This is a genomic window from Bacillus mycoides (assembly GCF_001757995.1).
Lineage (GTDB): Bacteria > Bacillota > Bacilli > Bacillales > Bacillaceae_G > Bacillus_A > Bacillus_A mycoides_B.
In genome coordinates this window covers 40,799-60,818 of the sequence record NZ_LXLV01000071.1, presented here as the reverse complement: position 1 = coordinate 60,818, position 20,020 = coordinate 40,799, and the positions used below count along the sequence as shown (strand labels likewise).

Here is a 20,020-nt window from a genome sequence, read left to right as displayed (position 1 = left end):
AATCAATATGTTGGGTAAACAGTTAAGGTGAATCTGTTTTTGGAATTAGCTTTTTAATAATACTTCTTTTTTTCAGTCGTCAAAATTGTAGGATATTGTTTAATTCAGTTTTAAATAGTTTTTATAATATATCAATATATGAATGAATTAATTCATTTGAAATAATTATTTATGAAGTTATTTTTGAATTTATATAAGGATAATTGAATTAAATATACTAAGGTAATTGTTGGATTTGATGTATAAATTTATATTGACGGGTTCATTATCAAGAACTAAAATGAATATTAAATGAGTATATTAAGATTAAAGAAACAAGGAATGAATTTTCCGAATGGAATGTATACTCAGAAAATTCATTCTACTTATGATTTAGTAAATTATGTTCGATATAATCAAAATTAACTTAGGTTATACGATTTGATTTACCAGCGATTAGCTTTTTTATTAGTTAAATAGACAGTAATGGAGGGGAAACATGGAAAAGGAAATAAACTTAAAAAATTTATTTAATGTTATAAAAAGAAAATTTTGGATTATTGCAGTAATTACGATATTAGCGGCATGTATTGGTGGTATATATAGCATTTTCATGAAAACGCCTTTATATGCGTCTTCTGCAAGAATCCTCATTCCAGCTAATGCTGATGCTATAGCTACACTTAAAGTGATGATAAAGGAACCTATTGTTTTAGAGAAAGTGGCCCAGCAATTAAATTCGCAAAAATCAGCAGATGCATTGAATGGACAGGTTAGTGTTGGAAAGATTGAAGAGTCACAGGTTTTTGTTATTACGGCTGTGGATACTAATCCAGCCCAGGCAGTCAAAATTGCCAATGCTACAGCAAATGTTTATAAAGAAGAAGCCAATGCTATCCTAAATTTTTCGAATGTCCGCATCTTAACAGAAGCAAAAGTACAAGAGCATCCTTTACCGATAAACTTGAATCATGCAAAAGCGATTGAGATGGCCTTGGCTGCCGGTCTTATACTGAGTATCGGAGTAGTCTTTGTATTGGATTCTCTTGATGAAACAATTAAATCGGAACGTAACATTGAAAAATTATTACCGGTTCCCGTTTTAGGAAGTGTTTCTCAAATGAAGAAAAATAATATAGTAGATAAAACAAGTAAGAGAGAAAGTGTAATAGTGGAGGGGAAAACATTTGATTCATAATAAAAAGCAAAGCCGTATCCTTGATAATAGTCATTTAATTGCTCATATCGCTCCGAAATCGAAGATGGCTGAGGAATATCGAACAATTCGTACTAACCTTCAATTTGCAATTGGCACGGACAAAACAAGAACTATAATTATTACTTCTCCTGGATATGGAGAAGGTAAAACCACCACTGTGGCAAATTTGGCGGTTTCTATGGCTCAGCGAGATGAAAAAGTCTTAGTTGTTGATGCGGATTTGCGAACTCCGGAACTACATGCGATTTTTGGAATGGAAAATAAATCTGGATTAACAAATGTTTTGGAGGGAAAAGCAGCATTAGAAAAAGTGGTAATACAGACAGAAATCAAAAATGTACATATATTGACAAGTGGTCCCGAAATTAATAATCCAGCTGAGATGCTTAGTTTACCATCTATGCAAAATTTAATTAGCAAAGCAATAGAGCAGTATGACATTATTTTATTTGATTCTCCGCCCCTTCTTGAGGTTATAGATACAAATATACTAGCTAGTCAATGTGATGGGGTATTATTGGTGTTAAGTTGCTATCAAACTGCTAGTGAAGCAGTTGTTGAAGCGAATAGGGCCTTAGATTTAACAAAAGGAAAGCTTGTAGGGGCTATTCTAAATAAAAAAGTATAAGAGATTTATTAGAATTGATTATACATAAAATAATAATACAGCGCTTTCCTAATGGGTGACGTAAGGATGAGAAGCTTTTCATATATTTTATAGTAGAGAATGAAAGACCACCTATAAAAAATTATAGGGTACGGTGATGTCTCCTTACCACTATCAATGGAGACACTCGATCATACTGTGGGTTGAAGAACCTTAGACGTTAGTCGTCAAGAGTGTGGTGTGAGGGAGGGTTGGATGCCCAAACTTATTTGAAGTTCTTGTCTAGAAAGTCTTTCTAAAGGATTTTGTAGATAGGAACTTTGTATTAGTTGGTTATTGATTATTTTCCTTGTCTAAATGTTTAGCTAGACATATTCAATATATAAATCTTTTAATTCTAAGATAACAATTATGAGGATTTCCTTTTGTTATATATAAAAAATTTAGAGAGGGGGGCCTATTATGACGTATCGCCAGAGATTATCCTTATTAATTTTAATTGATTCCTTAATCGTATTAACTACGGTTTTCTTTAGTCGCTTCTTAGTAAGTGCTGATTTCAATGTCATAACATTTCCCATCGTAGTGAGTGCAATGACGCTGCTATTTAGCCATCATATTTTTTCTTTTATTTATAAGCTTTATAAAAAAGCATGGGAGTATGCAAGTGTAGGAGAATTGCTAATTATTTTAAAAGCAATCACACTTTCTGTTATCACAACAGCAGTAGTACAACAAATATTAGTTCAAGATATTTATTTCCGTCTTCTTGTTGTAACGTGGATGATTCATATTTTACTGATTGGAGGATCACGTTTTCTATGGCGGATGTTCAGAGATGCTTATATTCAAAAAGGGGGGGACAAAAAAAGAACACTAATTATTGGTGCGGGTTCTGCAGGTACAATGGTTGTAAGGCAACTTTTGAATAGTAATGATACTGAATTACTGCCTGTGGCATTTATAGATGATAATATAAAGAAACAAGGGTTGGATATTCTTGGAATACCGGTAATTGGAGGAATTGACCGTATTGAATTTGCTGTTCAGCAATTAGATATCGATAGCATCATAATAGCAATTCCTTCACTTAGCAAGAAAGCATTAAATATGATTTTTCAAGAATGTTCCAAGACAAAAATAAAAACACAAATTCTTCCAATGCTAGAGGATTTAGTGACTGGAAAAGTTTCAGTGAATGAATTTCGTGATGTCCAAGTAGACGATTTATTAGGACGTGATCCTGTTGAATTGGATATTGAAAGTATTTCAGAATTTATTACTAATAAAATTATTTTAGTAACTGGTGCTGGTGGTTCAATTGGATCTGAAATTTGTCGTCAAATTGCAAAATTCAACCCAAAACAATTGATTTTATTAGGTCATGGTGAAAATAGTATTTATTCTATCGAAATGGAATTGAAAGAGCTATACGGTGACACAGATATTGTCGTTACCACAGAAATTGCTGATGTACAGGATGATCTGAAAATGATGTCAGTAATGAGTCAATATCAGCCTCAAGTTGTTTATCATGCCGCTGCACATAAGCATGTACCATTGATGGAACGTAACCCCGAAGAAGCTATCAAAAACAATTTAATTGGGACAACAAACGTGGCAAAAGCGGCAAGCTGGAATGGGGTCGAGACGTTTGTAATGATTTCTACAGATAAAGCTGTGAATCCGACAAGTGTAATGGGAGCAACAAAAAGGCTTGCTGAAATGGTAATTCAAAACTTGGACAAAACAAGTAATACAAAGTTTGTGGCTGTAAGATTTGGTAATGTATTAGGAAGCCGCGGTAGTGTTATACCGTTGTTTAAAAAACAAATTAAGCAAGGTGGTCCAGTTACGGTTACACATCCAGATATGATTCGTTACTTTATGACAATTCCAGAGGCGTCCAAGCTTGTAATACAGGCTGGTGCATTAGCTAAAGGTGGAGAAATATTTGTATTAGATATGGGAGATCCTGTGAAAATATTAGATCTTGCGAAAAATTTAATTACATTATCAGGAAATTCGCTAGGAGAAATACAAATAGAGTTTACTGGAATAAGACCTGGAGAGAAGCTCTTTGAAGAACTATTGAAAAAAGAAGAAATACATGAACAACAAATTCATCCTAAAATTTATATAGGTAAAACATCGAACCTTTGTATAAACGAAATTGAATCAGTTCTCCAAACTTATAAGAATCTGGAGAAGACGGAATTAAGAAAACGTGTATTGACATTGGCAAATAGTCATATAACTCCACAAAATATGATGTAAATATGGATTTTGATCTGCATATATATGCTTAGACTTATGTTTTACTATGTAGAGAAATGAGAATGAAGTATGAACAGGTGGTTAGTTACAATATAACAATTGTAGGGTGATATATATGGAAAATAAAGTATTATTTTGTGCGACGGTAGACTTTCACTTTAAAGCATTTCATTTGCCTTATATGAAATGGTTTAAAGAACAAGGCTGGGAAGTCCATGTTGCTGCTGCTGGCAACATGGAACTTCCATATGTGGATAAGAAGTATGACATTTCTATTCAAAGGTCACCTTTGCAATTTAAGAATATTAAGGCTTATAAAGAGCTGAAAGATATTATTGATGAAAATCAATATAAAATTATTCATTGCCATACCCCGATGGGGGGAGCCGTTGCACGTTTGGCAGCAAGAAAGTCTAGAAAGCATGGAACAAAAGTTTTATATACTGCGCATGGATTTCATTTTTGTAAAGGTGCCCCGCTTGCAAATTGGCTGTTATATTATCCAATTGAAAAAATGCTAGCAAATTATACAGATTGCCTCATTACAATTAACCAAGAAGATTATAACTTGGCTGTTCAGCGAAAGTTTAAAGTACCTAAAATTGAACAAATTCATGGGGTGGGAGTGGACACAGAATATTTTAAACCAGTTAGTGAGGCTCAAAAGAATTGTCTAAGGATTGAGATGGGTTATAAACCGGATGATTTTTTAATGTTTTATGCGGCTGAGTTTAATAAAAATAAAAATCAGCAGTTTTTGATTCGTTCATTGGCCTTAATAAAAGATCATGTTCCCAATGCGAGGCTTCTATTGGCTGGGAATGGTCCTTTGATAAATGATTGCAAAAATTTAGCTAAACAAATGGGTGTATTTGAAATGATAGATTTCCTTGGTTATAGGAATGATATTGCAAAAATTTTACCTATTTGTGATATTTCTGTTGCATCCAGTCTACGTGAGGGGTTACCAGTTAATATTATGGAAGCGATGGCTTGCGGATTGCCTGTTATAGCCAGTGAGAACAGGGGCCATAAAGAGTTAATTCAAAATGGTGTAAATGGTTGGATAGTAGGTCGTGAAGACATACAGACAATGGCAGAAAAGATAAAATATCTTGCTGAAAATAGTAGCTTACAAGGCATATTCGGAGAGTCTGGTCGTGAGATTATTAAAAATAATTATGCCGTCAATAAAGTATTAGAAGAAAAGAGCTATATTTACACCATGTTTATGAGTAGAACGGAGGCGTTAGATTGGATTGTCCATTAAGAATCTTACATGTTGTAGTCAATATGAACCGTGGTGGTGCAGAAACCCTTATTATGAACTTGTACCGGAATATAGATCGAAATAAAGTGCAGTTTGATTTTCTTACTTGTAAGGAAGGTGTTTTCGATACAGAAATATCAGAATTAGGTGGGAAAATGCACAGGATTCCATATATTACTGATGGTGGTCATAATGAATACATAAAGTCTTTAGATAATTTTTTTGAATCTCATCAAGAATATATGATTGTACACTCACACATGGATAAGATGAGTGGATTTGTGTTACGTGCAGCTAAGAAAGCCGGTATACCAGTTCGTATCGCACATAGTCACAATACTAGCAGTGAAGGTGGAGTTGCTGCGAAAGTATATAAGTGGTATGCAGGGAAGTATATATTACGAAGTGCGACACATCTTTTAGCATGTTCGGATGCAGCATCTCGCTGGTTATTTCCAGGTAAAACAGATACTGCCACGATTTTAAAAAATGGAATTGAGCCTGAAAAGTTTTCATTTTCCCCCGAAATTAGAAAACAGATAAGAGAGGAACTAAATCTTACAGTTGATAACTTTGTAGTAGGGCATGTAGGAAGGTTTGCGCATCAAAAAAATCATGGATTCCTTATAGAAGTGTTTGCTCAGTTAGTTAAACTTAGAAGAGATTCCGTTCTTGTTTTGGTGGGGGATGGTCCGTTACGGTTAAAGATTGAACAAAAAGTGGAAGAATTAAATTTAGGGGCTAATGTAAAGTTTCTTGGCATAAGGAGCGATATCGACCATTTACTTCAAGCTTTTGATGTATTTGCATTCCCATCCATTCATGAAGGATTGCCGGTTACTCTTATAGAAGCGCAAGGAGCGGGGTTATCTTGTGTAATCTCGGATGCGATAACTAAAGAAGTAGACATGGGAGCAGGTCTAGTGAGTTTTGAAAGCATAAATACCTCTCCCGAAATATGGGCGCAGGATATATTGGATGTCAATAAACGTATGCAAGATGTAGAAGGATATATCAAGAAAGAAGGATATGATATAAGTGAATCGGCTACTTGGCTTGAGAATTTTTATCTTCAAGCGCTTTAATTAATAGTAACTTCTATATTTTAAATAATGTCTAAAGGATTAAAAAGGAGCACAATGATGTCAAGAGTTTCATGTTGTCTTAGGCTAGGAGAAGTTCCGCTGCATCTCTATAATATAACTGCAGGTTTTGTTCTACTTGCTCAACAAGGAGTAATAGACTTGAGGATAGAGAAACTTAGTAAGAATCATCAAGATCAATTACCTTATAATATGATGGAAGTTATAATCAACGGGAAAACTCGAGTGTTATATGATGTTAATGATGGTTATGATAATTTGCTTAAGCAAAATCAGGATTATGTTGAGTTTATGAATGTGTTGTTAGAAAAATACGACTTTTACTTTAAGCGAAGTTTTAATAGTTTTTATAATTCAAAGTTAAGGCATAAGGAAAAAATTTATCCCCTTGGATTAAATTATATGGTTACAATACCTGGAAATATTGCGCATTCACCGATGCCTCAAGATCCACTTAGGGAGAAAATTAAGAAAATAATACGGAAGGTTCCGTTGTCTCAATATTACAATGGTTTATATCGTATTAATTCTTTTGAAGATATACCTCATAAAGAAATAGATTCAAAAATTCTTTTTATGGCTAGGCTATGGGATGTAAATGGAGATTATGAAGGGCAAATTTCTTCGAATAAAAAGGAAGAACGTGCATATATTAATGATTTTCGAGCAACATGCATTAGACTTTGTCGAAAAGAGTTCGGAGATAAATTTTATGGAGGAGTAGCACCATCAGAATTTGCATATAAAAATTATGCAGATATTGTTATAGAAGACGGAAAAGCTACTGAACGGAATAATTACCTAAGAAAGGTAAAAGAATCTGCAATTTGTATTGCAACTATGGGATTACATCAATCTATTGGTTGGAAATTTGCAGAGTATGTTGCAGCAAGCAAGGCTATAGTAACAGAAGAATTACATTATGAAGTCCCAGGTGATTTTCGTGATGGTCAAAATTATCTTGTTTTTAAAACACCAGAAGAATGTATAAATCAAATATATACTTTATCAAATGATGAAAATTATAGATATCAAATGATGATTAACAATTATAGATATTACCATGAATATGTAAGACCTGATAGATTAGTATTAAATAGTATATTAACAATATTAGGGGATGAATTTTAATAGATTAGATGATTGATGGAGAGATGTAAATTGAAACCTACTCTTACAATTTTTACACCTACATTTAACCGTGCTTACACGCTGCATTTATGTTATGAAAGTTTAAAGCGACAGACAAGTAAGGATTTTGTTTGGTTAATTATTGATGATGGATCTACAGATGACACAAGAGAGTTAATAGAAAATTGGATTTCCCAAGGCAGTATCTCAATTCAGTATCATTATCAAGAGAATCAGGGAATGCACGGGGCACATAATACTGCTTACGAATTAATTGATACGGAACTTAATGTTTGTATTGATTCTGACGATTATATGGCGGATGATGCCGTTGAAAATATCACTCGTTTTTGGAAGGAGTATGGAAGTAATGATTACGCTGGCATAATAGGATTAGACGCTAATCCAAATGGAAAAGTTATTGGAACGATGATGCCGGAACATGTGAAGGAATCTAAACTGACAGATTTGCATGCGAAATATAAAGTCACAGGTGATAAAAAGTTAGTTTATCGATCAGAGTTAACACGAAAAACCCCACCATATCCAATATTTCCGGGCGAAAAGTACTGTCCTTTAAGTTATAAATATATTCTTATTGATCAAGAGCAACCTTTACTCATCATGAATAAAGTTCTTTGTCATGTTGAGTATTTAGCAGATGGATCTAGCATGAACATTATTAAGCAATATAGAAAAAACCCCCAAGGGTTCTCATTCTTTAGAAAAGTTGCTATGAAATATGCTCCTACATTAAAAGAAAAATTTCGAGAATCTATACATTATGTATCTAGCAACTTGATGATCAAAAACTATAAATTTCTTATTGAGTCCCCATGTAAGCTTATTACTTTGGTGGCTACACCTTTTGGGATTATGCTTCATTTTTATATTCAAAAGACGAGTAAAGCTACTGTTTTGAAAAATAAATAGTAGGTCTTTAATTAACTATGTATTTTATTGTCACATGTATTTAGATTGTAAGAGAAATATAGGACTGATAGGCTATATTATTGAATTATTTGGTTAAAGAATAGCAAAGAGTTCTATATTTACAATCTATAATATGAAAGGAATTTAAAAATGTTTATATTTTGGGTTACGCTGGTCTTAGTTTATATTCTTTCTTTTTTAGCAAGATATTTTTCTACTCCTGTAATAATGGGACCACACATTGTTCAATCAAAGCCAAATAAGCTGTTAGTATTTTTAACAATAGTTATTCTTGTAATGGTGTCTGGTCTCCGTAATAATATCGGGGATACTTTTTTTTATATGTATTCTTATAAAAAAGATACGTTTGATTGGGAACATATAAAAGAAGGAAAAGATATGGGTTTTAATGTGCTTCAGATGATTTTAAAACAGTTCTCTAATGACCCTCAAATATTGATTTTTGTAACGGCACTAATAACAAATGTACTTATTGTGTTGGTTTTATATAAATATACAAGAATGTTCGAATTAAGTTTATATGTATATATAACAGGTGGAATGTATTTAATATCAATGAATGGGATAAGGCAATTTCTTGCAGCAGCAATTATTTTTGCTGCAACAAAATATATATTTGAAGGTAACTGGAAAAAGTATATTCTAATTATTCTATTTGCATCAACAATACATCAAACTGCACTTATCCTTATTCCAATATATTTTATGATTAGGAGAAAAGCATGGTCATGGGAAACGTATGTAACCCTTTTTTGCTCTGTATTCATAGTTATAGGGTTTAATCAATTTTTAGATACGTTATTCTCAGTCATAGGAGATAGTCAGTATGGAGATTACAAGAACTTTTCTGAGGGCGGAGCAAATATACTTAGAGTTGGAGTTAATATTCCTCCAATTATTATTGCTTACATTGGAAGAGAGAAACTTAGGGAAATATTTCCTAAAAGTGACTATGTAGTAAATATGTCTATATTAGGACTTGTATTCATGATAATTTCAACACAAAATTGGATTTTTGCAAGATTTTCTATATATTTTGGATTATACCAATTAATTTTAATTTCATGGATTATAAAATTATTTACTGATAAAGACCAAAAACTAGTTTATTATGCAATATTAGTATTTTATTTTATCTTCTATGCATACGAGAATGTAATAACATTAAACATTATTTATAAAAGTAATTTTTTAAATTTCTAAGTTTTTTAAGGTGAAATATGTTAATGACTAGTTGATCAATGAAATATGGAAATTTAGGTGTATAGATATATTATTCTATATAGTTTAGAAAGGGGATACTGAGTTGGCATTTACAGAAAAGATTCCACGCATCATTCACTATTGTTGGTTTGGTAAAGGAGAAAAACCTATAATAGTAAAAAAATGTATAGATAGCTGGAAAGAGAATTTAGCTGGTTATGAAATAATTGAGTGGAATGAAGATAATTTTGATATAAATTGTAATTTATATGTCAAGGAAGCCTATGAATACAAAAAATTTGCATTTGTAAGTGATTATGTAAGAGTATACGCTCTTTATAAATTTGGAGGAATTTACTTAGATACGGATGTAGAGGTATTCAAATCTTTTGATGATATGCTACATCATGATTCATTTTGGGGATTTGAACAAGAGAACTATATAGCTACAAGTACAATAGGAGCCACTAAAGGAAATGTATTAATAAAAATGTTTCTAGATTCATACGAAGAAAAAAGTTTTATTAAAGAGGATGGAAAGTATGACAGTTTAACTAATGTGGCCATTATAAGCGAGATACTAAAAAATAAAGGATTACAGTTGAATGGAGAATATCAAGAAATAAGTGGGATAGGAGCCTTCTATCCTCAAACATATTTTTCTCCATATGATTATATTAACTGTAGAAAATTTATTACTCCAAATACATATGCAATGCATCATTTTTATAAAAGTTGGTTACCACCTAAAGCAAGATTGAAGAGTGGTTTAAAACTGTTAGCATCTAAGGTTATAGGTGGAGAAAATATAGCGCGGATAAGAAAATTTGTTACAAAAAATTAGGAGGCATATATGAAGGATATACTGGTGGCCTCATTTGATATGGAAGTTGGAGGAGTAGAAAGAAGCCTTATAAGTATGCTTGAGGGTTTTGATTACAAAAAATACGCTGTTGATTTAATGCTGTATAGACATCAAGGGGATTTTATGGAATTAGTTTGTAACAAGGTAAATTTATTAGAAGAAGTTCCACAATACACCACCTTTAGGAAGTCAATCGGAGAAACTTTAAAGGATAAAGAGTATGGCATTGGATTTTCTAGAATTTTATCTAAGATAAATACTCGTTTTGCAGGAAAAGCTAAAGGAATAGTAGAGACAGGATATTATCAAATGCAATTAATGTGGAAATATGCTATTCCATTTTTACCTAAACTAGATAAAGAGTATGATGTTGCAATTAGTTATTTGTGGCCGCATTATTTTGTAGCAGATAAGGTCAAGGCTAAGAAAAAAATAGCATGGATTCATACAGATTATTCTACAATTGAGACAGATATAGAGATGGATTTAAAAGTATGGAATAAATTTGATTGTATTGTAGCTGTATCAGAGGCATGCAAAAATTCATTTTTAAAAAAATATAGTGCATTAAAAAATAAGGTTATAGTAATGGAAAATATAACCTCCCCGCAGTTTATTAGAGACATGGCGAATGAAGAAATAGATACCCCTATGCTTCTTGATAACCGTTTTAAAGTTATAACTGTGGCTAGACTATCTCATGCAAAAGGAATCGATAATGCTGTTAGGGCTTTAAGGATATTGAAAGATAAAGGCTATGAGAATATAGCCTGGTATGTAGTTGGATATGGTGGAGATGAAACAATGATTAAAAATCTAATAAGGGATTTGAAATTAGAAAATAGCTTTGTGTTGCTAGGAAAGCAAATTAATCCATATCCATATATAAAAGAAGCTGATTTATATGTCCAACCATCTAGATATGAGGGAAAAGCTGTTACAGTAGGAGAGGCTCAGATACTTGCAAAACCAGTCCTAATTACAAATTATACAACCGCAAACAGTCAAGTGAAAAATGGGGTTGACGGATATATTACGGAATTATCCGTTGAAGGAATAGCAGATGGAATAGAAAAATTGTATAAGGATGCTACCGTAAGAAAGCAGTTAGCTAACAATTGTAGTAATACTGATTATAGTAATAAGTATGAATTAAATAAGTTGTATGAAATTATAGAGGCTTAAAAGTTTATTAAGTGTATTGGTACAACTACAAAAATTTTTAAAAATGAAAGTATAAGGGATTCAAAGCAAAGGGGTGATTTGCCCATGAATAGAAATGTCAGTGTAATTATACCGGTTTATAATGCTGGTAAATATATTACTCGGTGTATAGAATCACTGTTAAATCAGGTGCTTCATAACTGCGAATTTATCTTTATTAATGATGGTTCAACGGACAATAGCGTAGAGATTATTGAAAAGTATAGGGCACTAGATGACAGGATTATACTTATAAATCAAAAAAATCAAGGTGTGAGTATTGCAAGGAATCAAGGACTTCTTATAGCTAATGGTGAATATATTGGATTTGTTGATGCTGATGATTATGTAGAAGCGGATATGTATGAAACTCTGTATAATTCAGCAAAACAAAGCAATTGTGATGTAATTATATCAAATTTAAGAAGTGAGATTGAGGGGCATAAGGTAACAATTGAATATCCATTTCCAACTAATATCGTTCTAAAAAAAGAATATATAAATAAAGAGATATTACCCTATTTTCTTAAAAGCGATAATTTAAATACTGCTGTAAACAAAATTTATAAAAATAGCATAATAACGAAAAATAATGTGAAGTTTCCAGAGAAGGTCGCATTAGGAGAAGATGGAATGTTTAATATTCAATTTTTTAGTAATGCAACTAATATGGAATATATAAATTATACGGGATATTATTATAGGGATGTAGCGGGTAGCGCAACTCGGGATATCTCAAAAAAAGATTATTTCAAGCGAGCTGTGGAAGTATATAATATGGAACTACCGAAAATTTACATCGAAAAGGTTGATAAGGCAAAGATACGTGAATTGAAATCAAGAAAGTTTATAAATAGTGTAATTTCCTACGTATATATTTATTTTGAACCGTCTAAGGAAATACGGTTTAGTGAGAGATATGAATACATAAAAAATATGATATGCAATAAATATGTTAGAGAGGCATTGCCGCTATATTGTGAAGTAACTTATAGCAAGCTTGGTAGATATGAGAAATTTTTAATAAATATGATTAAAAGAAAATCTACTGTGGGGTTATACTTCGCAGTCTCTTACAGCAGGCTTAGAAATAAATAAAACTGGAGGAATTTAGTGTGAAGTTTATGATGTTTGCCCATGGGGGCAGTTTGAATAGAGGGTGCGAAGCGATAGTTCGAGCTTCTACAAATATTATAAAAGAAAAAATAGATGGAGCAAAAGTATGTTTGGCATCAGATAGACCTGAAACAGATAAGGTAATCAATAAGTTAGATTATATATATGATGGTTCTAGCCGCAGTCTGAAAAAATATTCATATGATTGGTTATTGTCCTCAGTTAAAGTAAAACTCTTTAACGATGAGTCTTATGCATTAGGGAAAATTCATCATAACATAATAAAGCATATAAAAAGTTCCGATGTATGTTTATCTATCGGAGGGGATAATTATTGCTATGGAGAGCAACCTGGGTGGTATGAGATTGATAGAAGAGTAAAAATGCAGGGGAAAAAGCTAGTACTATGGGGATGTTCTATAGGAGAAGAGGATATGTCTGAAAGAAAGTTGGAAGATCTAAAGCTCTTTGATTTAATATTAGCACGCGAAAGTCTTACCTATAATATGTTAAAAAAACAAGGATTAAATAACGTTCAATTGTGTGCTGATGCTGCATTTACAATGGAAAAAGAAGAATTGGAGTTGCCTAATGGATGGCAGGAAGGAAATACAATGGGTCTTAATTTTAGCCCGCTTGTATGGAATAGAAATGAGAATTCTCAAGTTGCGGTAAGAGAGTTAATTAATCATATATTAAATACGACAGATATGACGATTGCTCTTACACCTCACGTTATTGAAGATGGGAACAATGATTACGAAGTTCTCTACAAATATTACAAAGAATTTAAGGACACAGGCAGAGTGATTCTGTTACCAGATAACTTAAATGCAATACAGTATAAGGGGTATATAGCTAGAATGCGTTTCTTTATAGGAGCTCGAACGCATGCAACTATAGCTGCTTACTCTAGTTTTATTCCGACTATGGTATTGGGATATAGTGTAAAGTCCAAAGGGATATCTAAAGATATATTTGGGGAAGAAAAATTAGTTTTAGATATAGAGGAGATATCTGATAGTAATAAATTAAAAGCAAGATTTGATGAGATGGTACGAGAGGAAGAGGAGATAAGGCAAAAGCTACGACAATCTATACCTAATATAAAGAAAATGTCTTACAAAGCAGTAGAATATTTGAAAGAATTGTCTAAGTAATTTGGGGTACATTATGAAAAAAAAACTACTATTTGTTATGCCTAGTTTATCTGCTGGTGGTGGAGAAAAAAGCTTGATAAATTTACTATCTCAGATAGATTACAGTTTATATGATGTAGATTTATTTTTGTTTAATAAAACAGGAATATTCATAAATTCGATACCAAGAGAGGTAAATATATTAGATCTGCCAAGTGATTATAAAATATTTACATCTAGCCTTAAAAATTCAATAATGGGCTTTTTAAAGAATGGACAAATTGATTTAGCATATTCAAGATTGATGTTCACTATTAAAAATAGATTGATAAAGGAAGCTGCAATTTCAGAACAGTATACATGGGAATATCAAAGTAAGTCATTTGAAGTGTTAGAAAAAGAGTATGATGCAGCGATAGGCTATCTTGAAAAGTCTTCAATATACTTCGTAGTTGATAAGGTCAATGCCAAAAAAAAGGCTGGATGGATACATACAAACTACTCGAATTCAGGTATGGATTGCCAGTTCGATAACTCATATTTTGAACAACTAGATAATCTAATAACGGTTTCAGAAGAGTGTGCAAAATCGTTACAAGAAAATTTTCCACAACTAAAAAATAAAGTTACGATTATATATAATATAGTAGCTCCTGGCGTTATATATGATTTATCTAAAGAAGATATAGAAGATGACAGTTTGTTTGATAGACATTATACCAATATTATTACTGTCGCCAGATTAAGTCATGAAAAGGGTTTAGATTTAGCAGTGAAATCTTGCAAGTTACTTCTTGAAAAAGGATACAAGATAAATTGGTACGTATTAGGGGATGGAAATGAAAAAGATACATTAGAACGTTTAATAGAAGATCATCATCTTTCAAACCATTTTACAATTTTGGGGGTTCGAGAAAATCCCTATCCTTATATACGAAAAGCAGATATATATGTGCAACCATCTAGGTATGAAGGTAAGTCTATAGCAATTGATGAAGCAAAAATATTGCATAAACCGATAGTGGTGACCAACTTTGAAACTGCAAAAGATCAAATAAATCATGGAATAAACGGAATTATTGCTGAGATGTCTGAAGAAGGAATAGCAACTGAAATTGAAAGGCTTATCAAAGATATAGAATTAAGGGAAAGAATCGTAAATAATTTATCTACAGAAAAGTTAGGAACCGAAAAAGAAATAAATAAGCTCTACGGAATTCTTTAAAAGGTGATTATTATGAAAAAAGACGTATTATTTGTTATCAATAATTTGAACTGCGGTGGGGCTGAGAAGTCATTAATCTCTCTGTTGAATACGATGGATTACTCTCGCTATAATGTGGATTTATTTTTATTTAAGCATGAAGGTTTATTCCTTAATAAAATCCCTAAACAAGTGAATGTATTGGAAGAACCTTCTGAGTATCAGTTGTTTGATATGCCGATAAAAGCAGCTGTCATGAAATGCTTGCGACAAGGAAGACTAGATATAGCCTTATCGAGGGTTTGTGCAGGTTACATATTTAAAAGTGAAAAAAACAAAGCCCGTTGTGAACAGAGAGTATGGCGATATCTATCAAAATCTTTACAGAATATAAGTAAAAAGTATGATGTAGCGATTGGGTACTTAGAAAAGAACCCAGTTTACTTTTGTATAGACAAAGTAAATGCGAATAAGAAAATTGGTTTTATACACACTGATTATGACAAATTAGGAATGGATCCTAACATTGATATGGGTTATTTTCGTTCATTGGATCATATAGTGACGGTGTCTGAGGAATGTGCCAATGTTTTAAAACAAAGATTTTCTATATATAAAGACAAAATAGGTGTTATTCATAACATCGTATCTCCAAGTACGATAAATAAAATGTCACAGGAAAAGGTAGATCTAGAGCGTAAAGGGGTAAAGCTTGTTTCTGTAGGAAGGCTAAGTCATGAAAAGGGATTTGATTTGGCTATAGAAGCATGTAAGAATCTGGTTGGAGATGGATATGAAATAAAGTGGTATATCATTGGAGAAGGGGAAGGGCGAGGTAAGTTAGAAAAAATGATAGAAGAAAATCACCTTCAAGATCATTTTTTACTGTTAGGACTGAAAGAAAATCCCTATCCGTATATAAGAGAAGCAGATATATATGTACAACCATCCAGGTTCGAAGGAAAATCTATCGCAATAGACGAAGCAAAAATACTGCATAAACCAATAATGGTAACAAATTTCAGTACAGCTAAAGATCAAATTAAAAATGAAGAAAATGGGCTGATTATAGACATGGATGCTCACTCACTTTCGGAGGGAATTAAGAAATTAATACATAATGAAGAATTAAGAAATAAGTTAATAAAGAACTTATCAGATGAAGAGCTAGGAACCGAGTCGGAGATAAAAAAATTATATACATTATTTAAGTAGTATAGAAAGGACATAATTATATGGTTATACAGGCAGCGTGCTTTGTGTTACTTGCTGTAATCGCAATTATTGTAGTGATTGATTTCATTCCTATAGGAAAGAATTGGTTGGGAAGAATAAAAATAGGGAGATATACGGATAAAAGCTTATGGAATCAGTCAATCACTCATATAGGTGTTAAGTGGCTAAATAAAACACCAAAGATTAAGGTAACTGATAACACAAGATTAATAGCAATTGATATGTTGAAAGGAAATTATACGAAAAGTGCTATACAGCATTGGCAAGAAGCATCTTTACTATTAGGGTTATCTGAATACCTGAAATATAACGATGACAAAGCAGTGAAACATGAAATTACGAAGTTTTTGAACTCTAAATTTGATCATAATGGTCAGTGGGTGCACAAACCTCAGTATGTAGATGGAGCAATACTTGCTTATGCGATCATGAAGCTGGATTTTGAGGATATAGATAAATATAAAAAAGCCTTGGATGCTACTTGGGAAATGATACAAGAGCATATAGGTGAGGATGGTACGATAGAATATAGAAAGTTTATGAAGGGGTATCGATACGTAGATACCATTGGTTTCATATGTCCATTCTTAGTGACTTACGGCATTAGGTATAACAAAAGTGAGTGTATAGATTTGGCTGTAAAGCAGATTAAAGAATATGAAACATATGGAATGTTAAACTTAAGTCATATACCATGCCATGCTTATAGATTAGAAGATAAAGTTCCTCTAGGTTTATATGGCTGGGGAAGAGGTCTTGGATGGTTTGCTATAGGTCTTATAGATACGTGGAATGAATTACCGGAAAACAACAGCTATAAACCTGTATTAGAAGAAAGTGTACGTAAATTTGCAAAAGCTACGATGAAATTTCAACAACAAGGCAATTGGAATTGGACTGTAACCAGGAACGAATGCGGACCAGATTCCTCCGCTACATCCACACTGGGGTGGTTTATGTTGAATGCAGCAAAGATAGAGGATATTTCAAAGGAATGTTTGGAAAGTGCAGATAAAGCTATCGGTTATTTGATGGGAGTGACAAGAAGAAACGGAGCGGTTGACTTCTCTCAAGGTGATACGAAGGATATAGGTGTATATTCTACGTTATTCGATATATTGCCATTCACACAAGGGTTTTGTATTAGATTAATTAATTCACGTAATAATTATAAAATTTAGTCATCCTTATAAGGATGACTAAATTTTAATAGTTAGATTAATAAATTTCATTTTAGAACAGAGGGAAGAATTATGACGAGACGTTATAAAGAATTGGATTCCCTTCGGGGTATTGCTGCAATCATTGTTCTATTAGGACACTTCTTAGCATTATTTCCGATATTAGGTAAAAAGGTAATGTATTCAACATTTGGGGCCTATTTTTCTATATTATGGCAAGGTCATTCGGCTGTTATTATATTTTTTGTGTTAAGTGGATTTGTTCTATCCTTGCCTTTTTATAAAGGGACGAAATTTAATTATTTAAAGTATCTTATTAAAAGAGTTTGTAGGATTTATATTCCTTATATTGTGATTCTTTTTATTGCAATAGGAATTAAATTGGGGATTCATTCTAAAATTGGTACCATTCCCGGTTTGGTACAATGGGGTTCATGGAACATAGAAGTTTCTTTTGATAGAGTAATGGATCATATTTTATTCTTGAGAGAATTTAATTCTGATGCGTTTATTATGGTGATTTGGTCATTAGTTCACGAGATGCGAATTTCCATAGTGTTTCCTTTAATTATTTTTCTTTTACTTAGAGTAAACTGGAAAGTAAGTATTGGGATAGCGATGTTTTTATCAGTTATTGGTTATTTATTAATGAAGAACATTCCAAGCGAATTTAATATTCCAGTATCCACCAATTACTTTATCACATTACATTATAGCTCAATGTTTATTATTGGTGCACTACTAGCTAAAAACAGAGAATATTTAGTGAGTAAAATTATTAATTTAAAAGTAAAATATCTATTATTGCCTTTAGGTCTTTTATTTTTTAGCTATCCACGTATCCCATTTATGTTACTTTCCAAACTAATTGGTGAAATTGATTATGAGTTGTATCTTATCATCATCGATTGGTATATATGTTTTGGCGCAGTTTTAATTATTCTATCCGCCCTAAGTTCAAAACTATTTTCTAAATTATTACTGATTAAACCAGTACAATTTATAGGGGAAATATCATATAGTCTTTATTTAGTACATCCAATTGTTCTATTAACAACAGTTCATATTTTCTATGGAAAGATATCAGTGCCTTTAATTTTATTAATTTCTTTCATATTTACTATGGTTGTGTCGGTCTTATGTTATAAATTTATTGAAATTCCATCAATAAAAATAGGCCGGAAACTTGCCGCTGAAAATTCTAGAGGCGATATTTCATTGAGAAAAAAGGCTAGTTGAAAAATAGGGAAATAATAAGAATAAATATTATGTAAGATGTGAATAGAGGGATAAGAGTAATTTTCTTAAGAAAAAGAGGAAAGATAATCTAATGCTCTATCGAGAAAAGTATTAGAAAGGAGCTTGGTATGGTACAAATAAAAATAAAAAGTATGTTAGTTTTTATTTGGAATAAATTGGTTGATGTGAAAATTCAGAGTTTGAATCGATTAACTATCATAAAAGATCGATTCACGAAGTGCTTTTTCAAGCCTCCTAGAATTCAATCTATAGATGAAACTTTAAAAAAAATTATTCATGATAAAGCTTCCGTAGCCAGGTATGGTGATGGTGAATTTAAATTAATTCATAATCTAGATATAACATTTCAACGGGCGGATCATTTGTTATCAAAAAGATTAAAAGAAATATTGCTAAGTGAAGATGAGAAGTTCTTAGTTTGTTTACCGGATGTTTTTCAAGATTTATCAAAATATGCAGATGAACCAAAGGGTTATTGGAGTCTTCATACTGCAAAATATAGATTAAAGTGGTATAAAGACTTGAAGAAGGGAAAAGTATATTATAATTCCTTTATATCGAGATTCTATTATCCCTTTCGAGATAAGTCAAAATGTAAAGAATGGTTTATATTATTAAAATTAATATGGAAAGATAGGGATATAGTTTTAATAGAGGGCAGTAAGAGTAGATTAGGTATTGGAAATGATCTGTTTGACAATGCTAAATCAATTGAAAGGATTTTAGTACCAGAGGAGCACGCATTCTTACATTACAATAAAATCTTAACAGCAGCAAAAAAAAATAATAAATCTAAATTGATTCTATTAGCAATAGGGCCTACTGCTACTATATTAGCATATGATTTGTATAAAGAGGGATATCAAGCAATTGATATAGGGCATGTGGATATTGAATACGAATGGTTTTTAAGACAAGCAAAAACTAAAATCAAAATTGAAAATAAGTACGTATGTGAAGCAGGTGCTGGACAAAATGTGGGCGATATTCAAGATGAAAAATATTTAAGCGAAATTAAAGCTGTAATAAGATAGGCATGAGGGTTTAACTTATGTAAGTAATGTAGAGGTGAA

Annotated in this window: 17 protein-coding genes; all 17 read left to right on the top strand. The window is 32.0% G+C overall.

The genetic code is table 11. The features are described from left to right. The first annotated feature begins 478 nt into the window (after positions 1–478). Complete coding sequence (locus BWGOE10_RS26265; protein WP_044439499.1) at positions 479–1,177, top strand: YveK family protein; 699 nt, start codon at positions 479–481, stop codon at positions 1,175–1,177. Further along, the gene (locus BWGOE10_RS26260) at positions 1,167–1,826 is read left to right on the top strand and encodes a CpsD/CapB family tyrosine-protein kinase (protein WP_070145566.1); all 660 of its coding nucleotides are present in this window, start codon (positions 1,167–1,169) and stop codon (positions 1,824–1,826) included. The genes BWGOE10_RS26265 and BWGOE10_RS26260 overlap by 11 nt, the downstream gene beginning before the upstream one ends. 441 nt (positions 1,827–2,267) lie before the next feature. Continuing rightward, entirely contained in the window at positions 2,268–4,082 is a 1,815-nt protein-coding gene (locus tag BWGOE10_RS26255) for a polysaccharide biosynthesis protein (protein ID WP_070145565.1), read from the top strand. A 115-nt stretch (positions 4,083–4,197) separates the two neighbouring features. Continuing rightward, positions 4,198–5,352 (top strand): glycosyltransferase family 4 protein, encoded by a 1,155-nt coding sequence (locus tag BWGOE10_RS26250; protein WP_070145564.1) that lies wholly within the window; start codon positions 4,198–4,200, stop codon positions 5,350–5,352. Then, on the top strand, positions 5,337–6,437 hold the full coding sequence (locus BWGOE10_RS26245) for a glycosyltransferase family 1 protein (protein ID WP_081338224.1): 1,101 nt from the start codon (positions 5,337–5,339) through the stop codon (positions 6,435–6,437). The genes BWGOE10_RS26250 and BWGOE10_RS26245 overlap by 16 nt, the downstream gene beginning before the upstream one ends. Positions 6,438–6,494: 57 nt before the next feature. Next, a complete protein-coding gene (locus BWGOE10_RS26240) occupies positions 6,495–7,586 on the top strand; it encodes a hypothetical protein (protein ID WP_070145563.1) in 1,092 nt (363 codons plus the stop codon). A gap of 30 nt (positions 7,587–7,616) precedes the next feature. Then, positions 7,617–8,519, top strand: a complete 903-nt coding sequence (locus tag BWGOE10_RS26235; RefSeq protein ID WP_070145562.1) for a glycosyltransferase family A protein — start codon at positions 7,617–7,619, stop codon at positions 8,517–8,519. 150 nt (positions 8,520–8,669) lie between these two features. Further along, the gene (locus tag BWGOE10_RS26230; protein WP_000469601.1) at positions 8,670–9,743 is read left to right on the top strand and encodes an EpsG family protein; all 1,074 of its coding nucleotides are present in this window, start codon (positions 8,670–8,672) and stop codon (positions 9,741–9,743) included. 103 nt (positions 9,744–9,846) lie between these two features. Then, positions 9,847–10,587: a glycosyltransferase family 32 protein gene (locus tag BWGOE10_RS26225; RefSeq protein WP_070168314.1), complete on the top strand. Its 741-nt coding sequence runs from the start codon at positions 9,847–9,849 to the stop codon at positions 10,585–10,587. Between the two features lie 9 nt (positions 10,588–10,596). Continuing rightward, a complete protein-coding gene (locus tag BWGOE10_RS26220) occupies positions 10,597–11,793 on the top strand; it encodes a glycosyltransferase (protein ID WP_044439486.1) in 1,197 nt (398 codons plus the stop codon). A gap of 84 nt (positions 11,794–11,877) precedes the next feature. Further along, positions 11,878–12,909: a glycosyltransferase gene (locus tag BWGOE10_RS26215; protein ID WP_070146097.1), complete on the top strand. Its 1,032-nt coding sequence runs from the start codon at positions 11,878–11,880 to the stop codon at positions 12,907–12,909. A gap of 17 nt (positions 12,910–12,926) precedes the next feature. Further along, entirely contained in the window at positions 12,927–14,087 is a 1,161-nt protein-coding gene (locus BWGOE10_RS26210) for a polysaccharide pyruvyl transferase family protein (protein ID WP_000671003.1), read from the top strand. A 13-nt stretch (positions 14,088–14,100) separates the two neighbouring features. After that, positions 14,101–15,291 (top strand): glycosyltransferase, encoded by a 1,191-nt coding sequence (locus BWGOE10_RS26205; RefSeq protein ID WP_070146098.1) that lies wholly within the window; start codon positions 14,101–14,103, stop codon positions 15,289–15,291. Between the two features lie 12 nt (positions 15,292–15,303). Continuing rightward, positions 15,304–16,485 (top strand): glycosyltransferase, encoded by a 1,182-nt coding sequence (locus BWGOE10_RS26200; protein WP_070146099.1) that lies wholly within the window; start codon positions 15,304–15,306, stop codon positions 16,483–16,485. A gap of 20 nt (positions 16,486–16,505) precedes the next feature. Further along, the gene (locus tag BWGOE10_RS26195) at positions 16,506–17,687 is read left to right on the top strand and encodes a glycoside hydrolase family 88 protein (RefSeq protein ID WP_070146100.1); all 1,182 of its coding nucleotides are present in this window, start codon (positions 16,506–16,508) and stop codon (positions 17,685–17,687) included. A gap of 72 nt (positions 17,688–17,759) precedes the next feature. Next, complete coding sequence (locus BWGOE10_RS26190) at positions 17,760–18,926, top strand: acyltransferase family protein (RefSeq protein WP_070146101.1); 1,167 nt, start codon at positions 17,760–17,762, stop codon at positions 18,924–18,926. 128 nt (positions 18,927–19,054) lie between these two features. Continuing rightward, positions 19,055–19,981 carry an SP_1767 family glycosyltransferase gene (locus tag BWGOE10_RS26185; protein WP_070146102.1) on the top strand — a complete coding sequence of 309 codons (927 nt, stop codon included), beginning with the start codon at positions 19,055–19,057 and terminating at the stop codon, positions 19,979–19,981. The last annotated feature ends 39 nt before the right edge of the window (positions 19,982–20,020 follow it).

Coding starts and splice junctions, on each gene's coding strand:
- BWGOE10_RS26265 (WP_044439499.1), top strand. CDS start 479: ATGGAAAAGGAAATAAACTTAAAAAATTTATTTAATGTTATAAAAAGA.
- BWGOE10_RS26255 (WP_070145565.1), top strand. CDS start 2,268: ATGACGTATCGCCAGAGATTATCCTTATTAATTTTAATTGATTCCTTA.
- BWGOE10_RS26250 (WP_070145564.1), top strand. CDS start 4,198: ATGGAAAATAAAGTATTATTTTGTGCGACGGTAGACTTTCACTTTAAA.
- BWGOE10_RS26240 (WP_070145563.1), top strand. CDS start 6,495: ATGTCAAGAGTTTCATGTTGTCTTAGGCTAGGAGAAGTTCCGCTGCAT.
- BWGOE10_RS26230 (WP_000469601.1), top strand. CDS start 8,670: ATGTTTATATTTTGGGTTACGCTGGTCTTAGTTTATATTCTTTCTTTT.
- BWGOE10_RS26220 (WP_044439486.1), top strand. CDS start 10,597: ATGAAGGATATACTGGTGGCCTCATTTGATATGGAAGTTGGAGGAGTA.
- BWGOE10_RS26215 (WP_070146097.1), top strand. CDS start 11,878: ATGAATAGAAATGTCAGTGTAATTATACCGGTTTATAATGCTGGTAAA.
- BWGOE10_RS26205 (WP_070146098.1), top strand. CDS start 14,101: ATGAAAAAAAAACTACTATTTGTTATGCCTAGTTTATCTGCTGGTGGT.
- BWGOE10_RS26200 (WP_070146099.1), top strand. CDS start 15,304: ATGAAAAAAGACGTATTATTTGTTATCAATAATTTGAACTGCGGTGGG.
- BWGOE10_RS26195 (WP_070146100.1), top strand. CDS start 16,506: ATGGTTATACAGGCAGCGTGCTTTGTGTTACTTGCTGTAATCGCAATT.
- BWGOE10_RS26190 (WP_070146101.1), top strand. CDS start 17,760: ATGACGAGACGTTATAAAGAATTGGATTCCCTTCGGGGTATTGCTGCA.
- BWGOE10_RS26185 (WP_070146102.1), top strand. CDS start 19,055: ATGGTACAAATAAAAATAAAAAGTATGTTAGTTTTTATTTGGAATAAA.